The organism is Lyngbya sp. CCAP 1446/10, from assembly GCF_026130175.1.
In the GTDB taxonomy this organism is placed as follows: Bacteria; Cyanobacteriota; Cyanobacteriia; order Cyanobacteriales; family Microcoleaceae; genus Microcoleus.
This window is the reverse complement of sequence record NZ_JAIGNI010000010.1, coordinates 25,173-51,004: the sequence shown is the minus strand read 5'-3', so window position 1 is coordinate 51,004 and position 25,832 is coordinate 25,173. Positions and strand designations below refer to the sequence as shown.

Genomic DNA, 25,832 nt, shown 5'->3' with positions numbered 1-25,832 from the left:
GAACAACCATGACACAAGAACCGATTTTTGAAGAAAGCAGTGGCAACGTATTCGCTGACCTCGGTCTGAAGGATGCAGATGAACTTTTTATGCGGGGTAAAATAGGGATTCAAGTAATCCGTATCCTGAAACAACGCAACTTGAAACAACGCGAAGTTAGTCAACTTTTTGGCATTCCACAGCCAGAAGTATCTCATTTAATGAACGGAGAGTTTCAACGCTTGGGCGAGGGAAAACTACTGCTTTTCCTCCAGCAACTCGATACGGAAATTACATGATATCATCTACCAGTACCGTTCCTCCTTCACAAAAATCAATACTAAGGTGATAGTCTTCTAGAAGTGCTGTCCCGATGAGAGGACGACGACCCATTGCTAAAACTGGAATCACTCGCTGCACTCCATTCCAAAGAATCGTGCCTTGATGAACGTTGGTTACAATGCTGGAGTTGTCAGCCAAATTTGCATTAATTGGTGCAACGTAAGGTAACTGAAGTTCTGCAACTACAGTAGGTGGCAAAGTTAAGAACCCTTCAAAACCTGTATCAATAACACATTCGATTTCTATTTCTGCACATCCCGGAGGGTAGAGAATAATTCCCATGCGTGCTTGCAGCCCAACAACTATTCCATTCATCACAATGCCGTCCTAACTAATGTCCCACCTATTGCGTATACAGCATCATAACCGATGCGCTCTGCCCAAGTGATGGTATTAGGCTGTTTAGCTTGCAGGCGATGACAAGCTGCTAGCAAGTCTTTGTCAATTTCATATTCACCAGTATTGAGATCGATGGCGATGATTTTACCGATATTCTCTGTTGTTTCAATATGGGTACGGATGCGCTGTTGGTAGATATCTTTGCCACGCTGAGCGATTTGTTCGCGGCTAAGGGCGGGATGAGTCATAAAAGTAAGTTCCTAGTTAAAGTTTCTCGGCTGCTTTATCCATCGTAGTGCAAAATCGAAATTCTGAAGCAGCTTTAGCATCAAAATGAAAATTTCTTTGATTATAAACGGGCGATCGCTCGATAGTTTGAGGAGCGATCGCACGTACAAATCGCGAGACTAACTTAACTTTTCCTGCTTGGTGGATTTAACTAGAGTATGAGGAAGCGATCGTGAGGCGGTTGCTGCCTCTCGATCGGATCGTTGGCGATCGCGCAAACACCTGGTTATTCGTTTTTCCTTTTCTGTTTCACTTTCCTCGTCTTTCTGCAACGCAGTCAGAATTTGAAAGCACAGCTTGAGCAGAAACAGCAGAAATCCTGCGTGGGGATTGAGGCAAGTGGCAATACCCACCACAGCAAACTCGGTTACTTTGAGCCATTTTTTCTTATTTGAAATCTTCATGTTGGTCATCTTTGTTGAAACTCTCAACAATCTGCCAAATGCAAGATAGGAGGCTGGTTTTAGATACGATCGCCTACCGCTCAGGTTATGTACAAGTTTGTCCAAGTTACGATCGCGTCGCTATAATTGGAGAAACCTGAAACCACTACATGACGGAACCTAGCGGACGATCTCTCAGACTATCGCCACCTCAACTGAAAAACGCGGACATCGCATTAGCAAAATTTGGTAGCAAATCAGATTTGGCTGCTGAATTAAAGATGTCGCGTACCACCATCAGCAATTTTTTTAAAGGTGAACCTGTTCAGCGCAAGCAGTTTCTTTGCATCTGCAAAAAGCTCAAACTGAAATGGGAACCTGACGATGAACAGGTTCAGGACAAAGGTAAACCAACGAATTCACCTTTAGATCCCCCTCTGGAGATCCTGAAAGATGATATCGATGCGTTAGTTCAGCAGGTACGATCGCGCCTCCACGATGACATCCAGCGCTTGCACGGCACCATGCCGCTTTGGGGGGTCGATCGTTGCGTGCCGTTGGGTGACTTGTTTGTGGATGTCAATCTTCTGGAGGAACTCAGTAGTAGTCGTAAATCCGAATTGGATGACTTGTGGCAGCACTTCAGCCAAAATCCCAGCTACCGCAGTTTGGATCGCATTGGTTTGGGCAAACACCTAAAACGGGTATCAGGTTTAGAGGTGCTGGCAAAGAATGCGAACCTGATGGTGGTGGGCAAACCGGGTTCGGGAAAGACTACGTATTTGCAGCGAGTGGTGATGGAGTGCATTGCTGAGAATTTACAAGCGCACCGGATTCCGGTTTTGATTAAACTGCGAGATTTTGTCGAGGATGGGCGTGAGGTTGCCTACTCGCTAGACGATTATCTAGAGGGATGCTGGCGGTTATCGGATGCCGAAACTCAATTGGTACTAGATCGAGGTCGGGCGCTGGTGCTGCTGGATGGGTTGGATGAGGTGACGGGAGAAGATGGGAAGAACATTGCGAAGGAAATCAAGCGGTTTGCTCGCACTTATCCGCAGGTGCAGGTAATTGTAACTTGTCGAACGCAGAGTCAGGAATCGCGGTTTGAGCGGTTTGATTATGTGGAGGTGGCGGATTTTAATGAAACGCAGGCGCGGGCTTTTGCCCAACATTGGTATAAGGCGGTGATGGGGGATGAGTCGGGGGGACTGGCAAAAGCCGAGGAGTTTCTGCGGCTGCTCTTTTTGGAGGAGAATAAGTCGATTCGGGAGTTAGCAATTACGCCGATTTTGCTGAGTTTGACTTGTGCGGTGTTTCACCACAAGGGAAAGTTTTACTCGAAGCGTTCCAAGCTTTATGAAGAGGGGTTGGAGTTGCTGCTGGAGCAGTGGGACAAGTCGCGGGAGATTGAGCGGGATGAGATTTATCGCGATTTGTCAGTGGAGCGAAAGCTAGAACTATTGAGCTTTCTGGCAGTGAAGAAGTTTGAAAAAGAGCAATATGTGCTATTTGAGCAGGCAGAAATAGAGGAGTATATTGCAGAGTTTTTGGGGATTGGGCAGCGGGATAGTCGGGCGGTGTTGAGGGCGATGGAAGCGCAGCATGAATTGTTGATTGAGCGATCGCAAAAAATATGGTCTTTTTCGCATCTAACTTTTCAAGAATATTTAGTCGCTCTCAACTTTAGCTGCAAAGACAAGCGAGGAGTAGGATTGATCGGGTATCTTTATGAAAAAAAATGGGAGCAAGTTATCCTACTGTTTTCTGAAAAGATATTGAATATCGATTATTTTACTCTCTTACTCAAGTTTAGGATTGATAAATCGATCTTCTGTCATGAAAGATTACAGCTTATTCTGAGGTGGGTATATCGAAAGGCTTCAAATACTTCTAGTTGCTATTCAAGAACAACTCTTCGTTGCTTTTATGTCAGCCTACTAACACTTATCAACACCATTGATGAATTAGAATTATTTTGCGATCCACTCTGGTTAATAGATGATTTGTGCCATCTCTTATCAAAATTGGATGACAGGATTGAGCTCTCTGTTTATCACAACTCTGGACAGGGATTGTCGCTGGGTAATTTCTTTGGTTCTCTAGAAGGGGAACCAGCCTTCGATCGAGACCTCTGCCATGCTCGTGCTCATGCTTCGCTCTTAGGGCGTGCTTTACGTTTAGATGACGTTAGGTATGCAGCAGAAAAGAATGACTGGATGTTGAACAAAAATGAGGAGGAGTTTGAGTTTTTTAATCGTCTTGATGATACAAACTTCTACGAACTTGCAGAATCTCTATATAGAGCGATAGAGTTTTGCAATAACAATGGCTGGGAAAACTTAAGCTTGGAGCTATCTCAGCTCTACGAGCAACTTCCTCAAGGTGTTTACAATTGTTGGGAACAATATCAACAATGGCGTAGGTATGAGAGTGAAGCTTGGGCAGAAAAACTAAGGAAATTTTCCCAAAAATATCGCAATATTGACTATCAATGGGAGCTGACAGAGCACGACTTTGGTGAACTTTTTGCCTACATTTATGCAAATCGAATTTTAATTGATTGTCTTCAAGGTAACTCTGAAAAAATTAGTAAGCCGGTTGAACAATTTATTATGGAAACTCTTTTGATTCCCTACTCGGAACTTGAAGCTATTATAGCTGATGCGACAAAGGCAATCGCTTAAATCGAATAAAAACGCAAACATGAAAAAGCGGAGTAGGTAATTTGCTGGCAAATAATTATAACGAGTGCGAGTATAAACGTTAATGCAAATTATCCTGGAATTCCCGATCGCCTCGGCGAAAAACTGCACGCATTGGGCGATCGCCTTTTTGATATACTAAGCTTGTTGATGAAGGGAGTGCAATCAAAAATGACGACTTGAGAATCAATGCTAAAAAAACGTGCGATCGTTGTCACTAAAACGACCCTAAAATCTTCTATGTCTGACGTAGCTTATTGGCGGAGTCGTCCCTATGCAGCGCGACTGGCAGCTTGAGAAACTATTCGTCGCGAGTTTAATCAAGGGAAGTATCATGCTGAACCAAGATTTCAAATAGTTTATACAATTTTTAAACGAGTATGAAGTTGGCTTCTTATCTAATTTCGGCCGGGTGTATTTGAATAAACCCTGCCTTGAGTATGCTTAAATAAGTTTAGACACCTACTAGCCATATTTAAACCAGTGAACTTTCAATCAATCATTGCCACCTTAAACAAATTCTGGAGCGATCGAGGCTGCCTGATCGCCCAATCCTACGACACAGAAAAAGGTGCAGGAACCATGAATCCCCACACCTTTCTCAGAGCAATTGGCCCTGAACCTTGGTCAGTAGCCTACGTAGAACCCTGTCGCCGCCCCACTGACGGACGTTATGGCGAAAATCCTAACCGCTTCCAACATTACTATCAATATCAAGTCCTGATTAAACCTTCTCCTCCCAACATTCAAGAAGTTTATTTAGACTCCCTGAGAGCATTAGGAATTCGCCCGGAAGACCATGACATTAGGTTTGTAGAAGATAACTGGGAATCCCCCACTCTCGGAGCTTGGGGTGTGGGCTGGGAAGTCTGGCTCGATGGCATGGAAATTACCCAATTTACCTATTTTCAACAGTGCGGTAGCATTGATTGTCGCCCCGTCTCCATTGAAATTACCTACGGGCTAGAACGCCTCGCAATGTATCTTCAAGAAGTTGATGCGATGACAAAAATTCAGTGGAAAGATGGTATAACTTACGGTGATGTTTTCCTGCAAGGGGAAATAGAACAATGTACTTATAATTTTGAAGCTTCTAATCCTGAATTGTTGTTTACTTTGTTTGGTTTGTACGAGCAAGAAGCTGAACAATTAACACAAAAAGGTTTGGTTTTGCCGAGTCTAGATTATGTGTTAAAATGTTCTCATACTTTTAATTTGCTCGATGCTAGAGGTGTGATTTCGGTGACGGAAAGAACTCGCTATATTACCAAGATTCGGAATTTGGCGCGCCGGGTTGCTCAGCTTTATTTGGAACAGCGCGAACATTTGGGTTTTCCTTTGGATAAAGCTGTGAAGGTTTGACAAAGAAGTTCGGTAACGGATTCTTTAATAGAGGGCGGGTTTTGCCTTGATACAGTCGATTGTTTCATAAATTATGAGCCACTACAAGCGTTGGGCGGGGGCGGGTTTTGCCTTGATACAGTCGATTGTTTCATAAATTATGAGCTAAACCCGCCCCTACAACAGACCAATAGTCATACCATATTTTAAATTAATTCAATGCCTAATTATTCACAAAATAATACAGAAACAATTCCTCAATTGCGTGTTGATAATGTAAGTTTGAAAACACCGATCGCCTCTAGCTACTTATTAGACAATATCTCGTTTGATTTGCACAAGGGCGATCGCATCGCAATTGTCGGCCCTTCGGGGGCTGGGAAAACAACGCTGTTGCGACTGCTAAATCGGCTCAGCAGCCCCACCAGCGGCTCGATTTATCTGGAAAATACAGAATACCGGCAAATTCCGGCGATCGATCTTCGCAGACAAATCACCCTGATTTTACAAGAATCCAAGCTTTTGGGGATGTCGGTGCGGGAGGCGTTGGCTTATCCTTTGAAGTTGCGGGGTGTGACTGCATCAAACATTGCTGAGAGAATTAGCGGGGCGATCGCAGAATTACACATACCTCAAGAATGGCTCACACGCACCGAATTTCAGCTTTCCACAGGCCAAAAACAGTTAGTGGCGATCGCCCGCGGCATCATTCTGGAACCGAAAATATTGCTTTTAGACGAACCAACATCCGCCCTAGACGCAGGAAAAGCCGCCCACATTTTGCAAGTATTAACACAGCTAACTAACAATCAAACCACAATTTTAATGGTCAATCACCAATTAGAATTGGCAGAGCAATTTAGCACGCGAGTCCTGCATTTACAGCGCGGAAAGCTCATCGCAGACTCGCCCTCCCATCAAATAAATTGGGCGCAACTGCGGGAAAATTTAATCCAAGCAGAAGCAGAAGCCCAACAAGAATGGTGAATAAGCTAAAAAACATTTAGTTTGCATTTTGAAAACTCTTAAAATTCTTGTGGGGTGGGCATCCTGCCCGCCCCAAAGATGCAGTGCACTCCGCGCCTACAAAATCAATGACCTCCCCCACCACCAGCACCCGGTTTCACCTTTTTAAAACCCAAAATAGCAATCCCACTTAACAACAAAGCAATTCCCACAAAATAAAAACAATCATTAAAAGCCATGACATAAGCTTCGCGGCGCACAAGATTATCAATGGCCTGAATTGCTTGGTTATGCGCCACACTTGCATCAGCACCGCGACTCACAAAATACTGAGTCATTTGATTCATTCTCTCCTGCGTTGCCTGATTGTACAAAGAAACAGATTCCCCTAATCGATTCGAGTGAAATTGCTCGCGCATCGTCACCAAAGTTCCTAGGGCCGCAATCCCCATCGAACCTCCCAGATTTCGCATCATATTAAACAAACCCGAAGCAGAACCAGCCTCGTGTTTTGCCATACCAGCCGTGGCAATACTTGACAGCGGCACCATAATCAAAGGCTGTCCCATTGCTCGCACTAATTGCGACCAACGCAACTGATCGATGCCCGTCTCGTGAGTCATGCTGGCATTCATAAAACAACTCACCGCAAACAAACTCACACCGATGCCAATCATCAGCCGCGTATCTATTCGCTGCATCAATTTCGGCACCATCGGCACGAGGAATAACTGCGGCACGCCGCCCCACATAATCACCTCGCCAATTTGCATGGCATTATACTGCTGAATCTGACCTAAATACAGGGGCAAAATGAACACCGAACCGTACAATCCCACCCCCAAAGAAACATTCACAACAGTTGCTAAAGCGAAATTGCGGCGAGTCAATAATCGTAGGTTAATAAACGGTTTTTTTCTAGTTAGTTCAATCCAGAAAAAAGCGCCGAGAAATATGGCAGAAATTATGCTTAAACGCAAAACCAAATCAGAACTAAACCAGTCTTTGCGGCTGCCTTCTTCTAACACAACTTGCAGGGAACCCAGGCCGATCGCCATTGAGGCAATTCCCCACCAGTCGCCCCCTTTTAGCAGTTCGAGCCGCATCGGCGTCGGGGCGACGGCATACCACACACCTGCTAGCAGCAGCAGCCCCGGAACCAAATTTAAATAAAAGACATATTGCCAGCCGTAATTCTCCGTCAGCCAACCTCCCAATGTCGGCCCGATGGATGGTGCAAAAGTAGCTGTGAGTGCAAACATCGCCATGCCGACTGGTTGCTTTTTGGGCGGTAAATTTGTCAGCAAAAACGTAAAAGCCATCGGAATTAAAATACCGCCGGTAAACCCCTGCAAAGCTCGAAAAACAATCATTGAATTCAAATCCCACGCCCAAGCACAGCACATAGAAAAGAATACAAAGAAAGCGGCATTTACCAAGATGTAGCGGCGGACTGAAAACACCTGCGATAGCCAACCCGTCAGCGGAATTACGACTATTTCTGCGACTAGATAAGAGGTGGAAATCCAAGAACCTTCTTCTAAAGTTGCGCCTAAAGCTGCTTGGATATCTTTCAGAGAAGCGTTGGTGATTTGGATGTCCAAAACCGCCATGAAAGCGCCGATCATTGTTGCCATGACGCCGATCCAAGTTTTTAATGGAACGTGATCGTCGCTTTGCTGTTGGGGAATTGCACTGGTATTTGCCATTGGTTTTGCATCTTGTGTAATTAATTTGGATGTTTTAACCGCAGAGGGCGCAGAGGGCGCAGAGAAGGAGAGGGGATTAGGAAGGAGGGAGGTTTATCAATTGTTTAGGAAATTAAACCCATTTTTTGATAAATTGGTATGACTAAGTGTTTTAAAGCGGGCAACTGTTTGCTAAAAACTACCGCTGCTAAAATACAAATTATACCGCCAAGTATGACTGTGTTGGGAGAGCCGATATAATTAGCCAATCCGCCGGCTACTAAATTGCCAAATGGTGTGACTCCAAAAAATGCCATTGTGTAGATGCTCATCACTCTGCCGCGTTTGTCGTCTTCTACAATTGTTTGCAAGAATGTGTTTCCGGCTGCAAATTGGATGATGAAACCCCACCCCACGAATAACATCATGATTAATGACAGCCACAAGACTCGGGATAAACCAAAACCGATCAGTCCGAATCCCATGACGGCGGGGGAAATAGCAATTAATTTGCCGATACCGACGACACTTTTTCGTCCAATTAAATAAATCGCGCCTGAAAATGCTCCGACTCCAGAAGCTGCCATCAAAAAGCCGAGGGTTTCTGCGTCGCCGTGGAGTATTTTTGTGGCAAAAATTGGGACTAATACTGTGTGTGACATTCCGGCGAAGCTGACTAATGATAATAAGAGGAGAATTGCTCTGATCGGCGGAAAGCCGAAGGCGTAAACGAATCCTTCTTTTAATCTTTGTAAGGGTTTTGTATTAGTTTCGGGAATTTGGCGCGGCTTGATTTTCATCGCTAATAAGCCTGCAATTACGGCGATGTAGCTGAGTCCGTCAATCAGGAAACAATAACTAGAGCCGATTGTAGCTATTAGCAAACCTGCAATTGCTGGCCCGATCAATCGGGCTCCGTTGAACATGGAAGCGTTGAGGGCTATCGCATTTGCTAAGTCTGCTTTTTTGTCTACGATCTCGGGCACGAAAGCTTGTCGTGCGGGTGCGTCAAAGGCGTTAATTGCCCCTTGAAAGAAACTCAATACTAGGATTTGCCAAATGTTCACGACTCCTGTTAGCGCTAAAAATGCTAGGGCTAAGGATTGAACCATTGCTAATATTTGAGTGGCAATTATGACTCTGTGCCGGTTCCAGCGATCGATTAAAACTCCTGCAAAAGGCAGTAAAATTAATGTGGGAATTTGACTGGTAAATCCCACTACGCCCAGCATCCAAGGTGAATCACTCAAATTGTAGACAAGCCAAATAGTAGCGACTTGCGTCATCCAATTGCCAATGAGTGAGATGCCTTGTCCTGCAAAAAATAGGCGATAATTTCGAGATTTGAGGGCCGGAGGAAGTTTTATGGATTTGATTTTTGCTTGTAGATTCATGTATCAGTACGGATCGATCAATCCTATTTGATTGGTAAACATTTTGTAGGTAGCGCCTCTGGGCTATTGATTTTCACAAGCGCCTAAAAACCTTTGTATTTATTGTTTATAGCGGAGTCTCCCTCGCCCTCGCATCCCCCAATCGAATGGGGAATTTAACTGTGTTGTGGGCTCCTTCTTAAGGTATAGAGGATGCTCGTTGATTTTGGAGTCCGATCGCCCAAAAATAATACTTTTGACGTATTTGTGGAGATTTGAGTATTCAGGATTTATGCACTCCCATCACAGAAACCGGGTTTTTTGGGGAATTTGCGGGCTGTTACCGCCTATTTTTCGACAAAAAACCCGGTTTCTGGCCGATCGCGGGTTGCTCAGAAACCGGGTTTTTTGGGGAATTTGCGGGCTGTTACCGCGTATTTTTGGACAAAAAACTCGGTTTGTGCCCTTTTCCTTACTCAATGCTTAACAGCCAAGTCCCCAGGTAACGCATCAATGGAACGTCCCCTGGGGTGCGGATGCGGAGGTTGAAATTGTACATTCCGCCCGGACTTGGGTTTCGGACGTTGGAGAGCACAACTTCAACGTTGCTACCTGCTGGAATTGGTTCTGCGGGATAAATTTCTATGAATCGATTTTCTTTGTCCCAGATTACTTCTTGCAATTCTATTGTTTTGTCTTTGACGCGCACTTTAATGTCTTTTTGGTCGAATTCGCCTTTGTAATAGTCTGGATAAGTGATGTTGAGTTGGGCGATCGCCAAACTTACTTTTTTGGAAGGAATTCGCAGCCGGTATCTGTCGCCATTCATCCCGGCTTTGCCGTAATCCAAGCGATAGTTTAATTGGTTGGCGCGTTCGGGACCGCCGAAAATCGTGAATCCGGGCATCGACTGGGCTAAACTGATGGCGGGTAAGCCTGTCAGCAAAAAACCTGTAACTGCTAGTGCTGAAAATAATCGTCTCATAATCGCTCCTCTGACCAAAATTACAATGGAACCTTAAATATTTACTGCGGGCAATTTGCAATGAATGCCTTTAATATAGCGACTGTTTTGGCAATTTCATGAGTGCGATCGCCCGAGTTCAATCAATTTTTTTTGTGTAATACTGACAACTGACATTCAAACTACAGAATTAGGCAGCGTTTTATTTTATCATGCTCGGCTGCAAATTTAACAATTTAGCGAATTTGAATCTATAAGACAAGTTAAAGAAGCGAGTGTATTTTTGGCGATCGGCTTTACTATCAACGTGAGAAGCCAGAAGCGATTTCAACCGCGGACTGGGAAAAACAGCCAGCGATTGAAATCGCGCCTACACAAACGATGTCCGCCTCCGCGGACTGGGAAATTTGAATTTCAACCTGCGTCGGCAGGTTTTGTCTGACTTTCTGGCGGTTTCAACCGCCCTGTCTCGTCCAGGCGCGGTTTCAACCGCCATGTATGCGTGCGGTTTCAACCGCCCTGTCTATGTCTAGAGTAAAGGAGAGTTAATGAAATTAGCGATCGCCAAAGAAGTCCAAGCAGAGGAACGCCGGGTAGCCTTAGTACCCGACGCTGTAGCCCGATTAGTCAAACAGGGCGTGGAAGTTTGGGTTGAGGCCGGTGCCGGGGAAAAATCCTTTTTCTCGGATCTTGCTTACGAAGAAGCCGGAGCTCGTGTTGTCGGTGATACCGCTACGCTGTGGGGCGAAGCCGATGTCGTCGTCAAAATCGGGGAGCTCCAAGAATCTGAAGTTCATCAACTTCGCGAAGGAGGCGTTTTCATCGGATTTTTGAATCCCTTGGGAAATCCGGCTTTAGTGCAGCGGTTGGCCGATCGCCAAGTAACGGCATTCAGCATGGAAATGATCCCCCGCACCAGCCGCGCTCAAAGCATGGATGCACTGTCATCCCAGGCCAACGTCGCCGGTTACAAAGCCGTACTGATTGCAGCTTGTGCATTGCCGAAATATTTCCCAATGCTGACAACTGCGGCGGGTACAATCCGCCCCGCGAAAATATTGGTAATGGGTGTAGGCGTTGCGGGCTTACAGGCGATCGCGACAGCGCGACGTTTGGGCGCAGTCGTCGAAGCCTTTGACATCCGCCCGGAAACCAAAGAACAAGTACAAAGCTTGGGTGCTAAATTCGTTGATGTCGAACTCAAGGAAGAAACAGTCGCCGCCGGTGGTTACGCAAAAGAGTTATCAGAAGCCGCCAAAGAATACACCCGCCAAGTCCTGACTCAACACGTCAGCGCTTCCGATGTAGTGATTACAACTGCTCAAGTTCCTGGCAGAAAAGCACCTATTTTAGTTACTAGAGAAATGGTTTCTCAAATGAAGCCCGGATCGGTAATTGTTGACCTCGCGGCCGAACAAGGCGGTAATTGCGAGTGTTCTGAAGCGGGGAAAGATGTTGAATGGAACGGCGTTAATGTCATCGGCCCGATTAATGTGCCCTCGTCGATGCCAGTACACGCTAGCGAAACTTACTCGAAAAATATCTCGGCTTTAGTTCAGTTGATGCTGAAAGATCAGGAACTAAATTTGAATTTTGAAGATGATATCATTGCTGGTTCTTGTGTCGCCCGCGATGGCGAAATTAGCAACCAGCGCGTGCGAGATGCTTTGGCTGCTCAAGCATCCGTAGTCAATTAGATGGTTCATGAAAATATCCCGGCGATTGAAATCGCGGAGTTTACGGGCACACAAACAAAAATATCCCGGCGATTGAAATCGCGGAGTTTACGGGCACACAAACAATGTCCGCCTCCGCGGAATAATCAGATTCTCTTGTTATTTCTTAGTCTGCCTCCGCAGACTTCGTTTGTGTAGTAGCGGTTTCAACCGCCGAATCATAAAGGGATGACTGGCGGACACAACCGGAAACGAGTTATTTCCAATTACCAATTACCAATTGTTATGGCAGAAGGATTGATTGCAGGTTTAGTGGTGTTTACTCTAGCGTCTTTTGTGGGATTTGAAGTAATTAACAAAGTCCCTCCGACGCTGCACACACCTTTGATGTCGGGATCGAATGCGATTTCGGGAATTGCGGTTTTAGGCGCAATTCTGATTTCGGGCCAGGGAAATGTGACTGTTACTTCGATTTTGGGGACGATCGCGATCGCCCTAGCCACAATTAACGTTGTTGCCGGTTTCTTAGTCACCGATCGAATGCTGCAAATGTTCAAGAAAAAAGAGGTTAAAGCGTGAGCGATTTTCTGCCCAGTGGCATTCAGCTAGGCTATCTAGTGGCCGCATCTTTATTTATCGTCGGTTTGAAACAATTGGGTTCCCCGGCTACTGCGCGTCAAGGAAACGTGTTAGCTGCGATCGGGATGTTTATTGCGATCGTCGGTACTTTACTCGAAAGGCAAGTTATCAGCTACGAATTGATTGCTGTCGGCATCATCATCGGTTCCATTGTGGGAACAATTATGGCGAAAACCGTTGCAATGACGGATATGCCGCAGATGGTGGGTTTGCTTAACGGTTTCGGGGGCGCGGCTTCTGCACTTGTTGCTGTGGGCGAATTCTGGCGCTATCTCAGCATCTCGCAATCGCCTGCGCCCGATACGACGATTACGATCCTTTTGGGCGTGTTAATCGGCGGAATTACGTTTACTGGTAGCCTTGTGGCGTTTGCAAAACTGCAAGAATTGCTACCGGGTGCTCCGATTTCGTTTCCGTTTCAACAGCCGTTTAATGCGATGCTGGCGATCGCGCTTTTAGCCGGCAGCGGTTATATGGTGTTTCACCCGGAGGATGTGCCGGTATTCCTAGGTTTGGTGGCTATTTCTAATATCCTGGGGATCATGTTTGTGCTACCGATTGGTGGTGGTGATATGCCGGTGGTGGTGTCGCTGCTTAACTCTTATTCGGGGATTGCGGCGAGTGTGGCTGGGTTCATTTTGATGAACAATATGCTAATCATTGCTGGGGCACTTGTGGGCGCGTCGGGAATCATTTTGACGCAGATCATGTGTAAGGCGATGAATCGATCGATCTCTAGTGTGCTGTTTGGCGCATTTGGTGGCGGTGGCGGTAGTGCGACTGCTGGGGCTGTTGCTGGTGGGGCGATCGACAAAACTGTTCGCAGCATCAATCTCGAAGAAAGTGCGATGATGTTAGGCTATGCGCGATCGGTGGTAATTATTCCGGGTTACGGGATGGCTGTAGCGCAAGCCCAGCACGCAGTACGCGAGTTAGCCGACGGTTTGGAAAAAATGGGTGTTGACGTGAAATACGCGATTCACCCGGTGGCTGGGCGGATGCCGGGGCACATGAATGTGTTGTTGGCGGAAGCAAACGTGCCTTATCCGCAGTTGTACGATATGGACGATATCAACCCGCAATTTGACGAAACCGATGTTGCTTTGGTAATCGGGGCGAATGATGTGGTGAATCCGGCGGCGCGCCACGATACGGCGAGCCCGATTTACGGGATGCCGATTTTGGAGGTTGATAGGGCTAAGCATACGATCGTGATTAAGCGCGGGATGAGTGCTGGTTTTTCTGGTGTTGACAATGAGTTGTTTTATAAGGATAAGACGATGATGTTGTTTGGTAGCGCTAAGGATGTGGTGGCGAAGTTGGTTGCTGAGGTGAAGCAGTTGTAGGATTGCGAGGCCGAGAAACCGGGTTTTTTTACGAAAATATTTCGCTGTAGTCGATAGATTTGATGAAAAACCCGGTTTCTTTAGAGATTACTCGGCGGTTGAAACCGCGTCTACACAAACAAAGTCCGCCTTCGCGGACTAAGGAAATAAGCGGGTATTTAAGCCTAATTTGGTATCAATATTCTTCAGTCGGCGGAGGCCGACTTCGTTAGTGTAGTCGCGATTTCAATCGCCGAGTCTTCGTTATTCTTCAGTCGGCGGAGGCCGACTTTGTTTGTGTAGTCGCGATTTCAATCGCCGAGTATCTGCCGATTCTTTACTTCAGAAGGATCTGCTGTCTCAAAAAATAGTTCTAGCGCCTCAATCAGATTCCGTCGGGCTTCTTCTATATTGTCACCTTGGCTGGCAATATCAAGTTCTGGGCAAAGGGATACATATCCGTCACCTTCTCGTTCAATGATTGCTGTAAACTGTTGTGTTGACTTCATAATTTGAAGTGGCGGACGGCTAAGCTCAAACAATTATAGTTTTACTTGATATTATATCGCATCTCTACAGGACTTACGCACTCCGACGAAGAAACCGGGTTTTTACCTAATCTGTCGGTAGCAACGAAGTATTTTCCTGAAAAACCCGGTTTCTGGGCGCCCATCTCCAGGACTATTCTATATACTATAATAGCATTAAACCAATTCAGGAAACATTTCCATGAACAGGCAAAAAATACTCCTAGATCCGGTTTTACCGACAGAAGAAGAAACCATAGCTATCAAATTGTTGGATAAAACGCTATCTCTCAAGATAGAAAATGATGATTCTGAGACATTAAAAGTGAACGTTGTGCAAATTGGCGGGGAAGAAATCACACTTCCTGAATCGCTCTATCAATTATTGTGTCAAGCTGCACATTTAATGGCTGCTGGTAGAGCCGTGTCTTTAGTGCCGATCGAGCCAGATATGACTGTTGAAGAAGCTGCTATTTTGCTGAATGTATCGCAAGCATTTTTGATGAAACTGTTAGCAGAAGGGGCGATTAAGTATGTGAAAGTAGGCTCTGAACGGCGAATTTTTTTAGGAGATTTAATGGCATATAAAAAGCAGCGTACTGTTAAACGCCGCGAAATTTTGAGAGAATTAGCCGAGTTTAGCCAAGAAGAGGAACTCAATGAGAGTAGAGTATACAGCTAGCAGGCTGACTCCCTATCCTGTTGTCTTGGATTCCTGTGTAATTTTTCCTATGTACTTGCGCGACACGCTATTTCGCGCTGCCGAAGATGGGTTATACGATCTATATTGGTCGGAAGAGATTTTAGCTGGTGCAACTCGCAATCTTGTTAATACTGGAAGGATGACGAGTCAGAAGGCTGCGCGTTTCGAGGCTGCACTTAAGGAAGCTTTTCCAAATGCAATGGTTGAAGTCCCGGAGGATTTGATTCTGCAGATGACTAACGATCCGGGCGATCGCCATGTCGCGGCGGCTGCGGTAATTGCGAAAGCTCAAGTTATTGTTACGTCTAACCTCAGAGATTTTCCTCCAGAGTCTCTCAATTCTTGGGGTATTGTGGCGCTGCACCCTGATGTTTTTCTGAATCGACTTTATGAGGTTGCGCCGGATTTGATGGCTAATTTGGTCTCGCAGCAAGCTGAGGATTTGAAAAATCCACCGCTGACGGTTGATGAATTACTTGTCAGGTTGAGGGAGGAAGTTCCGGTTTTTGCTGATAGGATTCAACGTTATTATGAGAATATTTTGTAGAGGGATGATGAAAGGGCGATCGCCCTATGCCATGCTAGCTTGGTTTAAATAGTCACGGGCGACCGGTGCTAGTCAAATATACCTGCGAACAGAGATATTTAAATATAATAAAATCCTAAAGAATTAATAGATCGGCAAAAATTGTACTAACCTTAGAGCTAAAGTCAATTAAATTAAAAACTTTTCAACTATGTCAGATAAACCTTTTAACATCCGCCAACTAGACGGCCTAGATTATGACGATGCAGAACCGCTCCTGGAAGATTATCAGGAAACGCTAATCGAGCTATTTGTCAATTCTCCCGAAGGAGAAGAATACTGTAAAGCTTATCCAGACGTTGGATTTTGGATCTCGCAGTTCATTTATTACGGTTTCGGCTATGAAGGTTTTACGCTGCCTCGCATGAAAGTGGAAGATGTGGCAACTGTAGTCGAAGAGTTGTTTCCCAGGAAAGTGAGTTTGCTTTCGCCGGAAGAAGGTGAAAATGCTATCCCAGAATTATTGGCGTTATGGCAATTTTTGAAGCGAGAATTTAAACTGCGAAATGCCACTTCAATTATCAAATACCTGCGGGATATCGAGTCGGAATTTAAGGAGATTATGGAAGATTCCTCTAAATTTGGATTTGCCAAATCCTTTGTAACGCTCGGTCATCAAGCAGGGTTTGATATGAGTACGGGGGAAGGTCTCACACAATTTCAGGAGATATATAATGCTAGCATTGCTCCTATAATGGCAGCTAAAAACTCCGATACATCGGGATTTTCCAGCCAACCGATAAGTGTTAGTGCTGTCAATGACTCTAAGGCAAGTAAAGAAAAGCAAAAAAAAGCAAAAAATACGGCGGCTGAATCGAGAAAACGCAACCGCACTAAGAAAAAATGAGGTTTAGCAAGTATCTATTCTCATTTTACTCTTCTGATTCTTCTCAGCATCCTGTTAGCTTCTTCCCTCCCGCGAAACTTCCAAACTAATAAATAACACATCAAACAAAACCCGAAAATTCCTAACACGATCGCACTTTCTTCCGGTGAGTTGGTAGTTCGATCGAACTTCCCACTCTTCGGACTTGCTTGGATGTTGTTAGTTCGATCGACCGTTCGATCGTCCGCTTGCAAGTTAAAATTGTGTTGTTCGATCGCATTACTCTTTTTAAATGTGCGATCGACTTCTTGAAATAACTTCGGTTGTCCGCAGCTTGTTAAGGACAATCCAATAATGGTAAAAATTAGGAAATAATAGCGCGTTTTCACGATATTTACCTCCCTGTTAAGGAGAAAGGGAATAATTGAATGAGAAGCCAGAAACCGGGTTTTTTGCGAAATACTTCGTACACAGCCACAGATTCCCTGAAAAACCCGGTTTCTTTGGTTTGAGTGCGTAATTCCTGCGAATAATTTCTACAATAGCGGTGTATGATTTTCCCGATCGCACATTAATACAATAATACCATTTTTTTCAAGTCGCAGCTACGGGTAAGGAATCAGTATTGCCGAGATGTGGCAGCGAAACCGGCGATCGTACTGATTCAAGCGCTATAATCGAGCTAATAAATAGCTAGACATGAAGAAAGTTGCGAGCTAAAATATTAAACAGACCTTCCTATAAAAACGAGGTGTTAACTGTGACAATAACCGAATTAAAAGTCAATTTAGCATCTTTAAATTCAGCAGACAAAGCAGCAGCTATAGAATTTTTACTTCAAACAGTAAGCAATAGTTCGCTAGGCATTAAAAAAACTCCTGGCGTGTGCGGCGGCGGTGATGCTTGTGTTGGCAATACTCGCATACCCGTTTGGTCGTTAGTAAATTATCGCCATCTGGGTGCAAATGATGGGCGAATTTTGCAAGACTTTCCCCATTTGAGTGCAGCAGATTTAGTCAATGCTTGGGCTTATGCTGATGCTTACCCAGAAGAAATTGAAACAGCAATAGCTAGAAATGAAGCAGCATAAAACATGGCGCAAATTTCCCATAACAGAACTTACCGACTCCGACAAAGAAACCGGGTTTTTTATCTAATCTGTCGGTAGTAACAAAGTATTTTTGCGAAAAACCCGGTTTCTCGGCCCCATGCTAAGTCCTATTCGCCCAAATCACCGTAAAATCTGACTAAATGCACCAAGATTAGGTAGAATTATCTGGGAGTCAGAGGATTAACTATATGCGCTGGGTTAACTATATTACGATCGCCATTGTGAATACTTTCGGTGTCGTCATCGGTATTATTTGGGTTGCTGTGCCCGCAACAGTCGCTCAACCTTCCCTAAATTACCAACTCACACTCTCAGGGCGACAGACAGACGGCGACACTCCGCAATCGCTCCCGGAACTCTACAAATTGCGCGATCGCCTCAAGGTAGAATTAGATAACAGCGCGAAAAATCCCGACAGCAACCTGTTTTCCCCAGAACATTGGTACCGCCAGGAATCCAAAAATCTGGCTGAGAAACTCCAAAACGCTCAAAGTCAGATTGAAACAGAAGAAAGAGCTAAAAATAATTGGGACGATGCTGCTAAAATAGCGGCCAGAGCTGTTGTAATTGGACGCACTTCTAAAGCCGACCCTGCTACTTGGGAAGAGTCACAACGCCTGTGGCAAATCGCACTCGACCACCTGCGACTCATTCCCCACGGTTCTTTTTTGGCTGAGCGGGCGATCGACAAAACCATCGAATATCAAGGAAACCTCACTGTCGCTACCTACGAATGGCAAGTAGCACGTTCTGTACAGAAAATTAGAGCCGAGGAAGAACGGGTAAGAGAAATCGCCCGCAAAGAGCAAGAGAAAAAAGAATTCGCCCGCCGAGAAATAGAGAGAAAAGAACAAGAGAAAAAAGAGCTCGCCCGCCAAGAATTAGAAAGACAAGAATTTGCTAGACAAGAAGTAATCCGCCAAGAACGAGAAAAACAAGAATTAGCCCGCCAAGAACTCGCCCGCCAAGAACGAGAAAAACAAGAATTAGTCCGCCAAGAACTCGCCCGCCAAGAACAAGAAAAACAAGAACTCGCCCGCCAAGAATTAGAAAAACAAGAACTCGCCCGCCAAGCACAAGAAAGGCAAGAATTAGCACTAAAAGAACTCACCAGACAAGAATTAGAAAAGCAAGAACTCGCCCTAAAAGAACAACAAAGACAACAATTAGAAATAAATCAGCAAGCAACTCCTCAACCAACTCCTGAATCAACCGCAACAGCAACTCCAGCCCCTGTAGCGCCCGCAGCCTCGCCGACAAACTTCTTTTTTGCGGGAGATACTAACAGAGACGGCGAAATTAATCAACTAGACGAAGCCGGAAAAGAACAATGGTCATTGTCTAGTGGCGCGCTCATTGTGTTTAACGATCCCAAAAGCGAGCGCACAAAAATAGCCACTTGGAAACAAACCAAAGTTAGCGTCCCCCGCCGCGCAGCCATGCTTTCTCAAGTTAACTTAAGTTTATCTGAAAGCTTCAAAACCTCTCAATTATTTATCACTGCTGATAGCATTGCTAGCCCTCATATCAACGTTTTTCAGAAAATAGGTGAGGGATGGCAAGCTGTAGATATATCCGGTACAAAACCACTCGTTTTTAGCACGAATATTGTTTTAGGTGTCGAAGCAAAACAATTTGCCGATCGCAATTGGAACGGTAAAGTCAATCTCAAAGCAACTGCCGAAAATAACGGTCAACAAATCGCCGCCACCACCATCCAAATGGGTGTCAGTCCTTGGATAATACCAGCCAATACCGCACCAGTAACAGAAGTTCAAGTCAGCGACAGAGGCGCGGCCAACAGTGAATTCATCTCGCAGCTAAAACAAGCAGTAGAACCTACTGGCGCTCAATTAAAAATTATCCAGGGCGATAATGCTTGGATGCAAAATATTCAGAAAAACGGCTACATTCAACTTCCCGAAAAATCTGATGTACGCCAATTGAATGTCGCTCTCAAAAGCAATGACGAACCCGACAAAAACCCGCCAGATAAATCAAATCAAGAGCGTAATTTGAGAGTGATTAAAATTGGTAACTCTCGCGACGATAACCCTGTAAGTCAGTGGTCAAATGGCTACGGAAATTTGCAGGTGACACCGCCGATTCCCGGATACCCAATGGGTCGAGTTTATTACGGGAATTCGGGGAATGCGAGTTTTAATCCAGAGGTACTTGATTTTATTCAAGCTCAAAGAATTCAAGGGCCTGCGGTGGATATTGATACTTCTTGGCTTTTGACTCGCCAAGTCGATGAAATTATCAATTTTATTCCCAGTCAAATTCCCGGAAAATATCTAATGGCGATCGCCAGTCCAGAAGCCGGAGTAAAGCTGTTAGAAGAATTGGCGGGGAAAGGTTACGGCGAGGTTATTATCAATCGCGGTTTGAGCAATGAAACTACAGTCAACGCCGCCTTGAAAAATCAAGCTTTAATTCAACACAATCTCAATTTGCAAAGGCAGAAAATTAACCCGATTTTAGACAAGTTGAAAAGAGAGTTTTCACTGACAGACGACCAAATCGTTCAAGTTCCAGCGATGTTTGGCTACAGCGGTTATGCTTGGTGGCCGAATATGGTCAATTCGGTACCAGTCAACGGCAAATTGTTAGTTTCTAATCCCCGCGGCCCGATGATTGACGGTCTAGATTACACTCAAGAAAGATTGCGTCAATTGCTGCTGACCGCTGGTGTTAGTGTGAGTTTTCTGGATGATAGCTATTATCAAGAATTGAAAGGAAACGTGCAGTCGGCGACGAATACTGTGAGGAAGCCTGAACTGCAGCCTTTTTGGCAGTCTTTACCTAATAATTGAGTGTTTTGCGGTAAAAGTAGGGTGCGTCGCTGCGATAATCCCGGTAATGTACGACAATATATGAGCGACGCACCCACCGCGAGTAAAAGTAGGGTGCGTCGCTGCGATCGTCCCGGTAATGTACGACAATATATGAGCGACGCACCCTACCGCGATTTTTTACTCCGTTTGACATGGACTTTGTTTGTCGAGTTAGAGGTCAAAAAAAGCGGTTGAAACCGCCCGATAGCTATAATAGAGATCTGAAATTCCCAGCAGCCCAATCCCTAATTAACTATGACACTAAAAGAATTAGAACCACAACTGCTTTCCCTGACTCCGCCTGAAAAAGCTCGCGCAATACAGATATTAGCTCAAAGTTTAGCTAACGCTTGGCAGGGAATTGAAAAAACTCCCGGTGTAGTCGGCGGTAATGCCAGGATTGCAGGGACTCGAATTTCTGTTTGGGGATTGGTAGAGTCTCGTCGATTAGGCGCGACTGACGCTCAACTTTTAGCAGATTATCCACACATTAGTGCTAGCGACTTGAAGAACGCTTGGGCTTATGCTGAAGCATTTCCTGACGAAATTGAATCAGCAATTAAGTTGAATGATATAGACTAATATTATGGCACTTTTGTACGCAGATGAACAATTCCCTAGGATAGTAGTTGAATTACTTCGCGCCCTAGGTCACGATGTGCTGACTGTACAAGAAGCGAGGAATGCAAATCTGGGCATTCCTGATGAAGATGTCCTGGCTTTTGCCGTCACAAACGAACGGGCAGTTTTGACACTCAATCGTATCGATTTTATTCGACTTCACGCTTCACTACCTAATCATGCTGGTATCATTGTCTGTAAAGACGATCAGCAGAATAGACAGAGGATGGCTACACGAATTTCGGACGCTATTTCTAATTTGGAAACATTAAGAGGGAGGCTGGTTCGAGTCAATCGTCCATCTCGATAAATATCATATATTTACCTAAACTTCGCAAATGGCGATCGAACGCACAAATAACGTAAAATGCTCAAAAGCAATCTTTATACTAGAATTTTATCCCCATGAGTGACCAACCGGAAAATAATCAAATTCTGACTCAGCAACCGGAAACGATTGCCAGTTTCGATGCAGATTCCGAACCAGCAGAAACTCCGATGGAAATTGCCCCAGCCGAAGATACTTTAACTGCTAATCCCGAACCAGCAGAAACTCCGACTGAAATTGCCGTCAGAGAAGATATTATAGCCACAACAAGCGAACCAGAAACTTTTCCAATAGCTGCCGAAATCACACCAGCAACTATTGATTATGAAAATCACCCAACTCAATTAAATCAGACAGCAAATTCCGAACCGAAACCAACTCGAATTTGGCAAATTTTGGCTGTTTTTCTCAGCGGAATGTTAGTCGGTTCCGTGCTCAGTCTCGGCAGTTTCCTCGCGTGGAAAATGTATCAGGAAAGAGCGAATATTCAAATCAGACTGCCCGCTGACGTACCACTGCGGGAAAGCCCTCCACCTGTCCCGGCAGCGCGCCTCAACCGCCGGCCCGGACTTCCCCCAGCACCCCAGCAGACACTGCCCCTCACCATCCCTCCGTTGGGCACTCAGACTCCAATTCCCTCGCTCTCAGGCGTTCCGCCACTTGCTTCGCCGTTGCCGAACCCTTCTCCCTCTCCTTCTCCCGCTGCGGTGGAAACCCCTGTAACTGAGCGAGTTAACTTTCCAGCAGGTGCTACGGGAACTACTCTCAACAATAGTTTGCGAGCCAATATATCCAAGCGCTACTTGGTAGAATGCAATAGCGGCCAAAGCATGACAATCAAGGTTCAAGAAAGTCAAGTTAACGCGGCAATCATTGCTCCTAACGGTGAAACAATCGGCACGGCAGATAGCACGAGTCAGTGGCAAGGTCAGCTACCAAGCAGCGGCGATTATACTATTGAAATTTCGGGCGATCGCCAAGCAAACTACGTTGTTCAAATAGAAGTAAAATAGTAAGTATAATCGTATCGGGCGGTAGTTGCCAAATATATCAACCCGCCCCGCCAATTACCAATTACTAATTACTAATTACCAATGGTCGCACAAGTATCTCCAAGCATCTACGAAGCAAAGACTCAGGAAATAGCTAAAGAAATCCTGAAGGCGACTCAAGACAAAAAGCGATCGTTTTTTGGTCAACTGCAAGACCAAATGCGCTGGGACGACAAACTGATGGATTGGGCAATGGCTAGCCCCGGACTGCGGGTGCAATTGTTTCGATTTATTGACTGTTTGCCCGCCCTCCGCAGCAAGCCGGAAATTGCCCGCCACTTGCAAGAATACCTGACTGTGGAAGAGGTAGAATTGCCGGAAGCATTGAAAAAATTGCTCAGCTTTGCTAACGCTGATTCGGTTCCCGGCCAATTGGCTGCGACGACGGTTGCGCCTGCGGTGGAAACTCTGGCGCACAAGTATATTTCTGGGGAAAATATCAAGCAGGTAATTAAAACCTTAGAGCGACTTCGCAAAGATAAAATGGGTTTTACAGTTGACCTTTTGGGGGAAGCTGTAATTACCGAAACTGAGGCGCAAGTTTATCTGAATCGCTATTTGGAATTGATGACGGAATTGACCAGTGCAGCAAAGAATTGGTCGCAGGTAGATGCAATTGACAAGGCTGATGGCGAAACTCTGCCGCGAGTGCAAGTATCTGTCAAATTAACTGCTTTTTATTCTCAGTTTGATCCGCTGGATGCTAAAGGCAGCGAGGAGAAAGTCAGCGAGAGAATTCGCTTGTTATTGCGGCGCGCGAAGGAATTGGGATCGGCTGTTCATTTCGACATGGAACAGTACGCATACAAGAGTTTAACTCTCAGTATTCTGAAAGACTTATTGTTAGAGGAAGAGTTCCGCAGTCGCACAGATGTTGGAATTACAATGCAGGCATATTTGCGCGATAGCAAACAAGATTTGCAAGGCATTATTGCTTGGGCAAAAAAACGCGGAAATCCGGTAACGGTGCGTGTGGTAAAAGGTGCTTACTGGGATCAGGAAACTATCAAGGCGATGCAGAAAGATTGGCCGCAGCCTGTCTATAATGATAAAGTTGCTACGGATGCAAATTTCGAGCAGATGACTCAGTTGCTGCTGGAAAATCACGAATATTTGTATGCTGCAATTGCCAGTCACAACGTGCGATCGCAAGCCAGGGCGATCGCCATTGCCGAAACTCTCAACATACCACGTCGCCGCTTTGAAATGCAGGTGCTCTATGGTATGGGGGACAAATTGGCCAAGCTTTTGGTCGATCGAGGTTATCGCGTCCGAGTCTACTGCCCCTACGGCGATTTGCTCCCAGGCATGGCTTATTTGATCCGCCGGTTGCTGGAAAATACCGCCAACAGTTCGTTTATTCGGCAAAGTTCCGAAGAAATGCCGATCGACCAATTATTAGCCGCCCCAGTAGCCAATGGCAACGACCAGCTAGTTTACAGCAAAGTATTCCCCAACGTCGCCGATACCGACTACGCCAATACCAAATTGCGGCAACAAGCAGAAGCAGCCATCAAATCAGTGCGCGCCAACCTAGGTAAAACCTACTTACCGCTAATCGATGGCGAATACCAAAACACCGAAACAACCGTTAATTCGCTCAACCCTTCCAATCCCGAAGAAGTAGTCGGTAAAATCGGATTGCTATCCGAAGCACAAGCCAAACAAGCCCTAGAAGCAGCCAAAGCAGCCTCCACAAGTTGGCGGAAAACCCCCGTCCGCCAGCGCGCCGGAGTCCTCCGCAAAGCCGCAGAATTGATGGAACAACGGCGGCACGAACTATCAGCTTGGATGGTGTTTGAAGTCGGCAAACCAGTCAGAGAATGCGATGCCGAAGTCTCGGAAGCCATTGATTTCTGTCGCTACTACGCCGACGAAATGGAACGGTTGGAACAAGGGCAAAATTACGATGTAGCCGGAGAAAACAACCGCTATACTTATCAGCCTCGCGGCATTTCTTTGATTATTTCCCCTTGGAATTTCCCCCTCGCAATTCCCGTCGGCATGACAGTTGCATCGCTAGTTGCAGGTAACTGTACTTTGCTCAAACCTGCGGAATTTTCCTCAGTAATTGCGGCTAAAATAGCGGAGATTTTGCTAGAAGCGGGGATTCCTAAAGGCGTATTTCAATACGTGCCTTGCAAAGGTTCAACCGTCGGCGCTTACATGGTAAAACACCCAGACGTTCACATGATTACCTTCACCGGTTCTCAGGAAGTTGGCTGTCAGATTTATGCGGATGCTGCGATTTTGCAACCTGGCCAAAAACACCTGAAGCGAGTAATTGCGGAAATGGGCGGCAAGAATGCCATTATTGTTGATGAAAGTGCGGATTTAGACCAAGCAGTTGCAGGCGTAGTTTATTCGGCATTTGGATACAGCGGCCAAAAATGTTCTGCTTGTTCGCGAGTAATTGTGGTCGAGTCGGTGTACGATGCTTTTGTGGAAAGATTGATAGAAGCCACGCGATCGCTCAATGTCGGTGCAGCCGAAAATCCCGGCACTCAAGTCGGGCCTGTAATCGATGCTACCGCCCAGTCGCGCATCCGCGAATACATCGAAAAAGGCCGCGCTGAAGCTAAAATAGCCTTAGAAATGGCCGCACCAGAAACTGGCTATTTTGTCGGCCCAGTCATTGTTACGGAAGTATCCCCGACTGCAACTATCGCCCAAGAAGAAATTTTTGGCCCGGTTTTGTCGGTGATTCGGGCAAAGAATTTCAGCGAAGCGATTACCATTGCTAACGGCACAAATTTTGCTTTAACCGGCGGATTGTATTCTCGCACACCTTCGCATATCGATCGCGCCCAAGCTGATTTTGAAGTCGGAAACCTGTACATCAATCGCGGAATTACTGGCGCAGTGGTATCGCGCCAACCTTTCGGAGGATTCAAACTTTCGGGTGTTGGTTCCAAAGCTGGCGGCCCGGATTATTTGCTGCAATTCCTCGAACCGCGCACTATCACCGAGAATATTCAGCGGCAAGGTTTTGCGCCGATTGAAGGAGTAGACGATTAATCATTGGTGTTAACTTAACGTCAAACGTACTCATAGACTGCTGTTTACCGCCGAGGCCAGATCCCCCCTAGCCCGCCTTCTTAAGGGGGGAACAAGATTCTGATCAAAGTCCCCCTTGCTTTCGAGGGATTTAGGGGGATCTAGCCTCGGATAAAAGCGAGATTTTTCAATTGTTTCAGTTTTTGTATGGTGCTCTTCGGCGCACCTTACGGCTA

25 protein-coding genes are annotated in these 25,832 nt (G+C 45.6%); 16 read left to right on the top strand and 9 right to left on the bottom strand.

Annotation, left to right across the window (positions count from 1 at the left end; genetic code table 11):
* Positions 1-8: 8 nt before the first annotated feature.
* Positions 9-278 carry a helix-turn-helix domain-containing protein gene (locus K4039_RS06870; protein ID WP_265234399.1) on the top strand — a complete coding sequence of 90 codons (270 nt, stop codon included), beginning with the start codon at positions 9-11 and terminating at the stop codon, positions 276-278.
* Here the strand turns inward: K4039_RS06870 and K4039_RS06865 are convergent.
* The 3 genes from K4039_RS06865 to K4039_RS06855 all read right to left on the bottom strand — a co-directional run bounded on the left by K4039_RS06865 (position 271) and on the right by K4039_RS06855 (position 1,352).
* Positions 271-636 (bottom strand): clan AA aspartic protease, encoded by a 366-nt coding sequence (locus K4039_RS06865; protein WP_265234398.1) that lies wholly within the window; start codon positions 634-636, stop codon positions 271-273. The genes K4039_RS06870 and K4039_RS06865 overlap by 8 nt on opposite strands.
* Positions 636-908, bottom strand: a complete 273-nt coding sequence (locus K4039_RS06860; protein WP_265234397.1) for a hypothetical protein — start codon at positions 906-908, stop codon at positions 636-638. Before K4039_RS06860 ends, K4039_RS06865 begins: the two co-directional genes overlap by 1 nt.
* Positions 909-1,067: 159 nt before the next feature.
* The gene (locus K4039_RS06855) at positions 1,068-1,352 is read right to left on the bottom strand and encodes a hypothetical protein (protein WP_265234396.1); all 285 of its coding nucleotides are present in this window, start codon (positions 1,350-1,352) and stop codon (positions 1,068-1,070) included.
* Positions 1,353-1,501: 149 nt separating this feature from the next.
* Between K4039_RS06855 and K4039_RS06850 the strand changes: the two genes are divergently transcribed.
* The 3 genes from K4039_RS06850 to K4039_RS06840 all read left to right on the top strand — a co-directional run bounded on the left by K4039_RS06850 (position 1,502) and on the right by K4039_RS06840 (position 6,364).
* Positions 1,502-4,018, top strand: coding sequence for an NACHT domain-containing NTPase (locus tag K4039_RS06850; protein ID WP_265234395.1), 2,517 nt, complete (start codon positions 1,502-1,504; stop codon positions 4,016-4,018).
* A gap of 501 nt (positions 4,019-4,519) precedes the next feature.
* Positions 4,520-5,398 (top strand): glycine--tRNA ligase subunit alpha, encoded by an 879-nt coding sequence (gene glyQ / locus K4039_RS06845; RefSeq protein WP_265234394.1) that lies wholly within the window; start codon positions 4,520-4,522, stop codon positions 5,396-5,398.
* Between the two features lie 198 nt (positions 5,399-5,596).
* Entirely contained in the window at positions 5,597-6,364 is a 768-nt protein-coding gene (locus K4039_RS06840) for an ATP-binding cassette domain-containing protein (RefSeq protein ID WP_265234393.1), read from the top strand.
* A gap of 104 nt (positions 6,365-6,468) precedes the next feature.
* Here K4039_RS06840 and K4039_RS06835 read toward each other — a convergent pair whose 3' ends face one another.
* The 3 genes from K4039_RS06835 to K4039_RS06825 all read right to left on the bottom strand — a co-directional run bounded on the left by K4039_RS06835 (position 6,469) and on the right by K4039_RS06825 (position 10,389).
* On the bottom strand, positions 6,469-8,052 hold the full coding sequence (locus K4039_RS06835) for an MDR family MFS transporter (protein WP_265234392.1): 1,584 nt from the start codon (positions 8,050-8,052) through the stop codon (positions 6,469-6,471).
* A 104-nt stretch (positions 8,053-8,156) separates the two neighbouring features.
* Complete coding sequence (locus tag K4039_RS06830) at positions 8,157-9,425, bottom strand: MFS transporter (RefSeq protein WP_265234390.1); 1,269 nt, start codon at positions 9,423-9,425, stop codon at positions 8,157-8,159.
* Between the two features lie 451 nt (positions 9,426-9,876).
* Complete coding sequence (locus K4039_RS06825; RefSeq protein WP_265234389.1) at positions 9,877-10,389, bottom strand: DUF2808 domain-containing protein; 513 nt, start codon at positions 10,387-10,389, stop codon at positions 9,877-9,879.
* Between the two features lie 527 nt (positions 10,390-10,916).
* Between K4039_RS06825 and K4039_RS06820 the strand changes: the two genes are divergently transcribed.
* The 3 genes from K4039_RS06820 (at position 10,917) to K4039_RS06810 (ending at position 14,029) form a co-directional block, all read left to right on the top strand.
* Positions 10,917-12,065, top strand: coding sequence for a Re/Si-specific NAD(P)(+) transhydrogenase subunit alpha (locus K4039_RS06820; protein ID WP_265234388.1), 1,149 nt, complete (start codon positions 10,917-10,919; stop codon positions 12,063-12,065).
* A gap of 264 nt (positions 12,066-12,329) precedes the next feature.
* Positions 12,330-12,623: an NAD(P) transhydrogenase subunit alpha gene (locus K4039_RS06815; RefSeq protein ID WP_106150865.1), complete on the top strand. Its 294-nt coding sequence runs from the start codon at positions 12,330-12,332 to the stop codon at positions 12,621-12,623.
* A complete protein-coding gene (locus K4039_RS06810) occupies positions 12,620-14,029 on the top strand; it encodes an NAD(P)(+) transhydrogenase (Re/Si-specific) subunit beta (RefSeq protein WP_265234387.1) in 1,410 nt (469 codons plus the stop codon). The genes K4039_RS06815 and K4039_RS06810 overlap by 4 nt, the downstream gene beginning before the upstream one ends.
* A gap of 290 nt (positions 14,030-14,319) precedes the next feature.
* Here the strand turns inward: K4039_RS06810 and K4039_RS06805 are convergent, their stop codons facing one another.
* Positions 14,320-14,517: a type II toxin-antitoxin system HicB family antitoxin gene (locus K4039_RS06805; RefSeq protein WP_265234386.1), complete on the bottom strand. Its 198-nt coding sequence runs from the start codon at positions 14,515-14,517 to the stop codon at positions 14,320-14,322.
* Positions 14,518-14,737: 220 nt separating this feature from the next.
* Between K4039_RS06805 and K4039_RS06800 the strand changes: the two genes are divergently transcribed.
* The 3 genes from K4039_RS06800 to K4039_RS06790 all read left to right on the top strand — a co-directional run bounded on the left by K4039_RS06800 (position 14,738) and on the right by K4039_RS06790 (position 16,671).
* On the top strand, positions 14,738-15,217 hold the full coding sequence (locus tag K4039_RS06800) for an excisionase family DNA-binding protein (protein WP_265234385.1): 480 nt from the start codon (positions 14,738-14,740) through the stop codon (positions 15,215-15,217).
* The gene (locus K4039_RS06795; protein WP_265234384.1) at positions 15,195-15,785 is read left to right on the top strand and encodes a PIN domain-containing protein; all 591 of its coding nucleotides are present in this window, start codon (positions 15,195-15,197) and stop codon (positions 15,783-15,785) included. The genes K4039_RS06800 and K4039_RS06795 overlap by 23 nt, the downstream gene beginning before the upstream one ends.
* Positions 15,786-15,975: 190 nt before the next feature.
* Entirely contained in the window at positions 15,976-16,671 is a 696-nt protein-coding gene (locus tag K4039_RS06790) for a hypothetical protein (RefSeq protein WP_265234383.1), read from the top strand.
* Between the two features lie 20 nt (positions 16,672-16,691).
* Here K4039_RS06790 and K4039_RS06785 read toward each other — a convergent pair whose 3' ends face one another.
* Positions 16,692-17,039, bottom strand: a complete 348-nt coding sequence (locus tag K4039_RS06785; protein ID WP_265234382.1) for a hypothetical protein — start codon at positions 17,037-17,039, stop codon at positions 16,692-16,694.
* Positions 17,040-17,410: 371 nt separating this feature from the next.
* Between K4039_RS06785 and K4039_RS06780 the strand changes: the two genes are divergently transcribed.
* Together K4039_RS06780 and K4039_RS06775 are read left to right on the top strand one after the other, a co-directional pair.
* Positions 17,411-17,740: a DUF433 domain-containing protein gene (locus K4039_RS06780; RefSeq protein WP_265234381.1), complete on the top strand. Its 330-nt coding sequence runs from the start codon at positions 17,411-17,413 to the stop codon at positions 17,738-17,740.
* 209 nt (positions 17,741-17,949) lie between these two features.
* Positions 17,950-20,577 carry a protein-arginine deiminase family protein gene (locus K4039_RS06775; RefSeq protein WP_265234380.1) on the top strand — a complete coding sequence of 876 codons (2,628 nt, stop codon included), beginning with the start codon at positions 17,950-17,952 and terminating at the stop codon, positions 20,575-20,577.
* Here K4039_RS06775 and K4039_RS06770 read toward each other — a convergent pair.
* Positions 20,567-20,752 carry a hypothetical protein gene (locus tag K4039_RS06770; protein WP_265234379.1) on the bottom strand — a complete coding sequence of 62 codons (186 nt, stop codon included), beginning with the start codon at positions 20,750-20,752 and terminating at the stop codon, positions 20,567-20,569. The genes K4039_RS06775 and K4039_RS06770 overlap by 11 nt on opposite strands.
* A gap of 101 nt (positions 20,753-20,853) precedes the next feature.
* Between K4039_RS06770 and K4039_RS06765 the strand changes: the two genes are divergently transcribed.
* The 4 genes from K4039_RS06765 to pruA all read left to right on the top strand — a co-directional run bounded on the left by K4039_RS06765 (position 20,854) and on the right by pruA (position 25,617).
* Positions 20,854-21,180: a DUF433 domain-containing protein gene (locus K4039_RS06765; RefSeq protein ID WP_265234378.1), complete on the top strand. Its 327-nt coding sequence runs from the start codon at positions 20,854-20,856 to the stop codon at positions 21,178-21,180.
* A 4-nt stretch (positions 21,181-21,184) separates the two neighbouring features.
* Positions 21,185-21,529 (top strand): DUF5615 family PIN-like protein, encoded by a 345-nt coding sequence (locus K4039_RS06760; RefSeq protein WP_265234377.1) that lies wholly within the window; start codon positions 21,185-21,187, stop codon positions 21,527-21,529.
* Between the two features lie 95 nt (positions 21,530-21,624).
* Positions 21,625-22,560, top strand: a complete 936-nt coding sequence (locus K4039_RS06755; RefSeq protein ID WP_265234376.1) for a hypothetical protein — start codon at positions 21,625-21,627, stop codon at positions 22,558-22,560.
* A gap of 81 nt (positions 22,561-22,641) precedes the next feature.
* Positions 22,642-25,617: an L-glutamate gamma-semialdehyde dehydrogenase gene (pruA, locus tag K4039_RS06750; RefSeq protein WP_265234375.1), complete on the top strand. Its 2,976-nt coding sequence runs from the start codon at positions 22,642-22,644 to the stop codon at positions 25,615-25,617.
* The last annotated feature ends 215 nt before the right edge of the window (positions 25,618-25,832 follow it).

Excerpts from the sequence above, each read along its gene's own strand:
- K4039_RS06870 (WP_265234399.1), top strand. The coding sequence starts at position 9 with ATGACACAAGAACCGATTTTTGAAGAAAGCAGTGGCAACGTATTCGCT.
- K4039_RS06865 (WP_265234398.1), bottom strand. The coding sequence starts at position 636 with ATGAATGGAATAGTTGTTGGGCTGCAAGCACGCATGGGAATTATTCTC.
- K4039_RS06860 (WP_265234397.1), bottom strand. The coding sequence starts at position 908 with ATGACTCATCCCGCCCTTAGCCGCGAACAAATCGCTCAGCGTGGCAAA.
- K4039_RS06855 (WP_265234396.1), bottom strand. The coding sequence starts at position 1,352 with ATGAAGATTTCAAATAAGAAAAAATGGCTCAAAGTAACCGAGTTTGCT.
- K4039_RS06850 (WP_265234395.1), top strand. The coding sequence starts at position 1,502 with ATGACGGAACCTAGCGGACGATCTCTCAGACTATCGCCACCTCAACTG.
- K4039_RS06840 (WP_265234393.1), top strand. The coding sequence starts at position 5,597 with ATGCCTAATTATTCACAAAATAATACAGAAACAATTCCTCAATTGCGT.
- K4039_RS06835 (WP_265234392.1), bottom strand. The coding sequence starts at position 8,052 with ATGGCAAATACCAGTGCAATTCCCCAACAGCAAAGCGACGATCACGTT.
- K4039_RS06830 (WP_265234390.1), bottom strand. The coding sequence starts at position 9,425 with ATGAATCTACAAGCAAAAATCAAATCCATAAAACTTCCTCCGGCCCTC.
- K4039_RS06825 (WP_265234389.1), bottom strand. The coding sequence starts at position 10,389 with ATGAGACGATTATTTTCAGCACTAGCAGTTACAGGTTTTTTGCTGACA.
- K4039_RS06820 (WP_265234388.1), top strand. The coding sequence starts at position 10,917 with ATGAAATTAGCGATCGCCAAAGAAGTCCAAGCAGAGGAACGCCGGGTA.
- K4039_RS06815 (WP_106150865.1), top strand. The coding sequence starts at position 12,330 with ATGGCAGAAGGATTGATTGCAGGTTTAGTGGTGTTTACTCTAGCGTCT.
- K4039_RS06805 (WP_265234386.1), bottom strand. The coding sequence starts at position 14,517 with ATGAAGTCAACACAACAGTTTACAGCAATCATTGAACGAGAAGGTGAC.
- K4039_RS06800 (WP_265234385.1), top strand. The coding sequence starts at position 14,738 with ATGAACAGGCAAAAAATACTCCTAGATCCGGTTTTACCGACAGAAGAA.
- K4039_RS06795 (WP_265234384.1), top strand. The coding sequence starts at position 15,195 with ATGAGAGTAGAGTATACAGCTAGCAGGCTGACTCCCTATCCTGTTGTC.
- K4039_RS06790 (WP_265234383.1), top strand. The coding sequence starts at position 15,976 with ATGTCAGATAAACCTTTTAACATCCGCCAACTAGACGGCCTAGATTAT.
- K4039_RS06775 (WP_265234380.1), top strand. The coding sequence starts at position 17,950 with ATGCGCTGGGTTAACTATATTACGATCGCCATTGTGAATACTTTCGGT.
- K4039_RS06770 (WP_265234379.1), bottom strand. The coding sequence starts at position 20,752 with ATGTCAAACGGAGTAAAAAATCGCGGTAGGGTGCGTCGCTCATATATT.
- K4039_RS06765 (WP_265234378.1), top strand. The coding sequence starts at position 20,854 with ATGACACTAAAAGAATTAGAACCACAACTGCTTTCCCTGACTCCGCCT.
- K4039_RS06760 (WP_265234377.1), top strand. The coding sequence starts at position 21,185 with ATGGCACTTTTGTACGCAGATGAACAATTCCCTAGGATAGTAGTTGAA.
- K4039_RS06755 (WP_265234376.1), top strand. The coding sequence starts at position 21,625 with ATGAGTGACCAACCGGAAAATAATCAAATTCTGACTCAGCAACCGGAA.
- pruA (WP_265234375.1), top strand. The coding sequence starts at position 22,642 with ATGGTCGCACAAGTATCTCCAAGCATCTACGAAGCAAAGACTCAGGAA.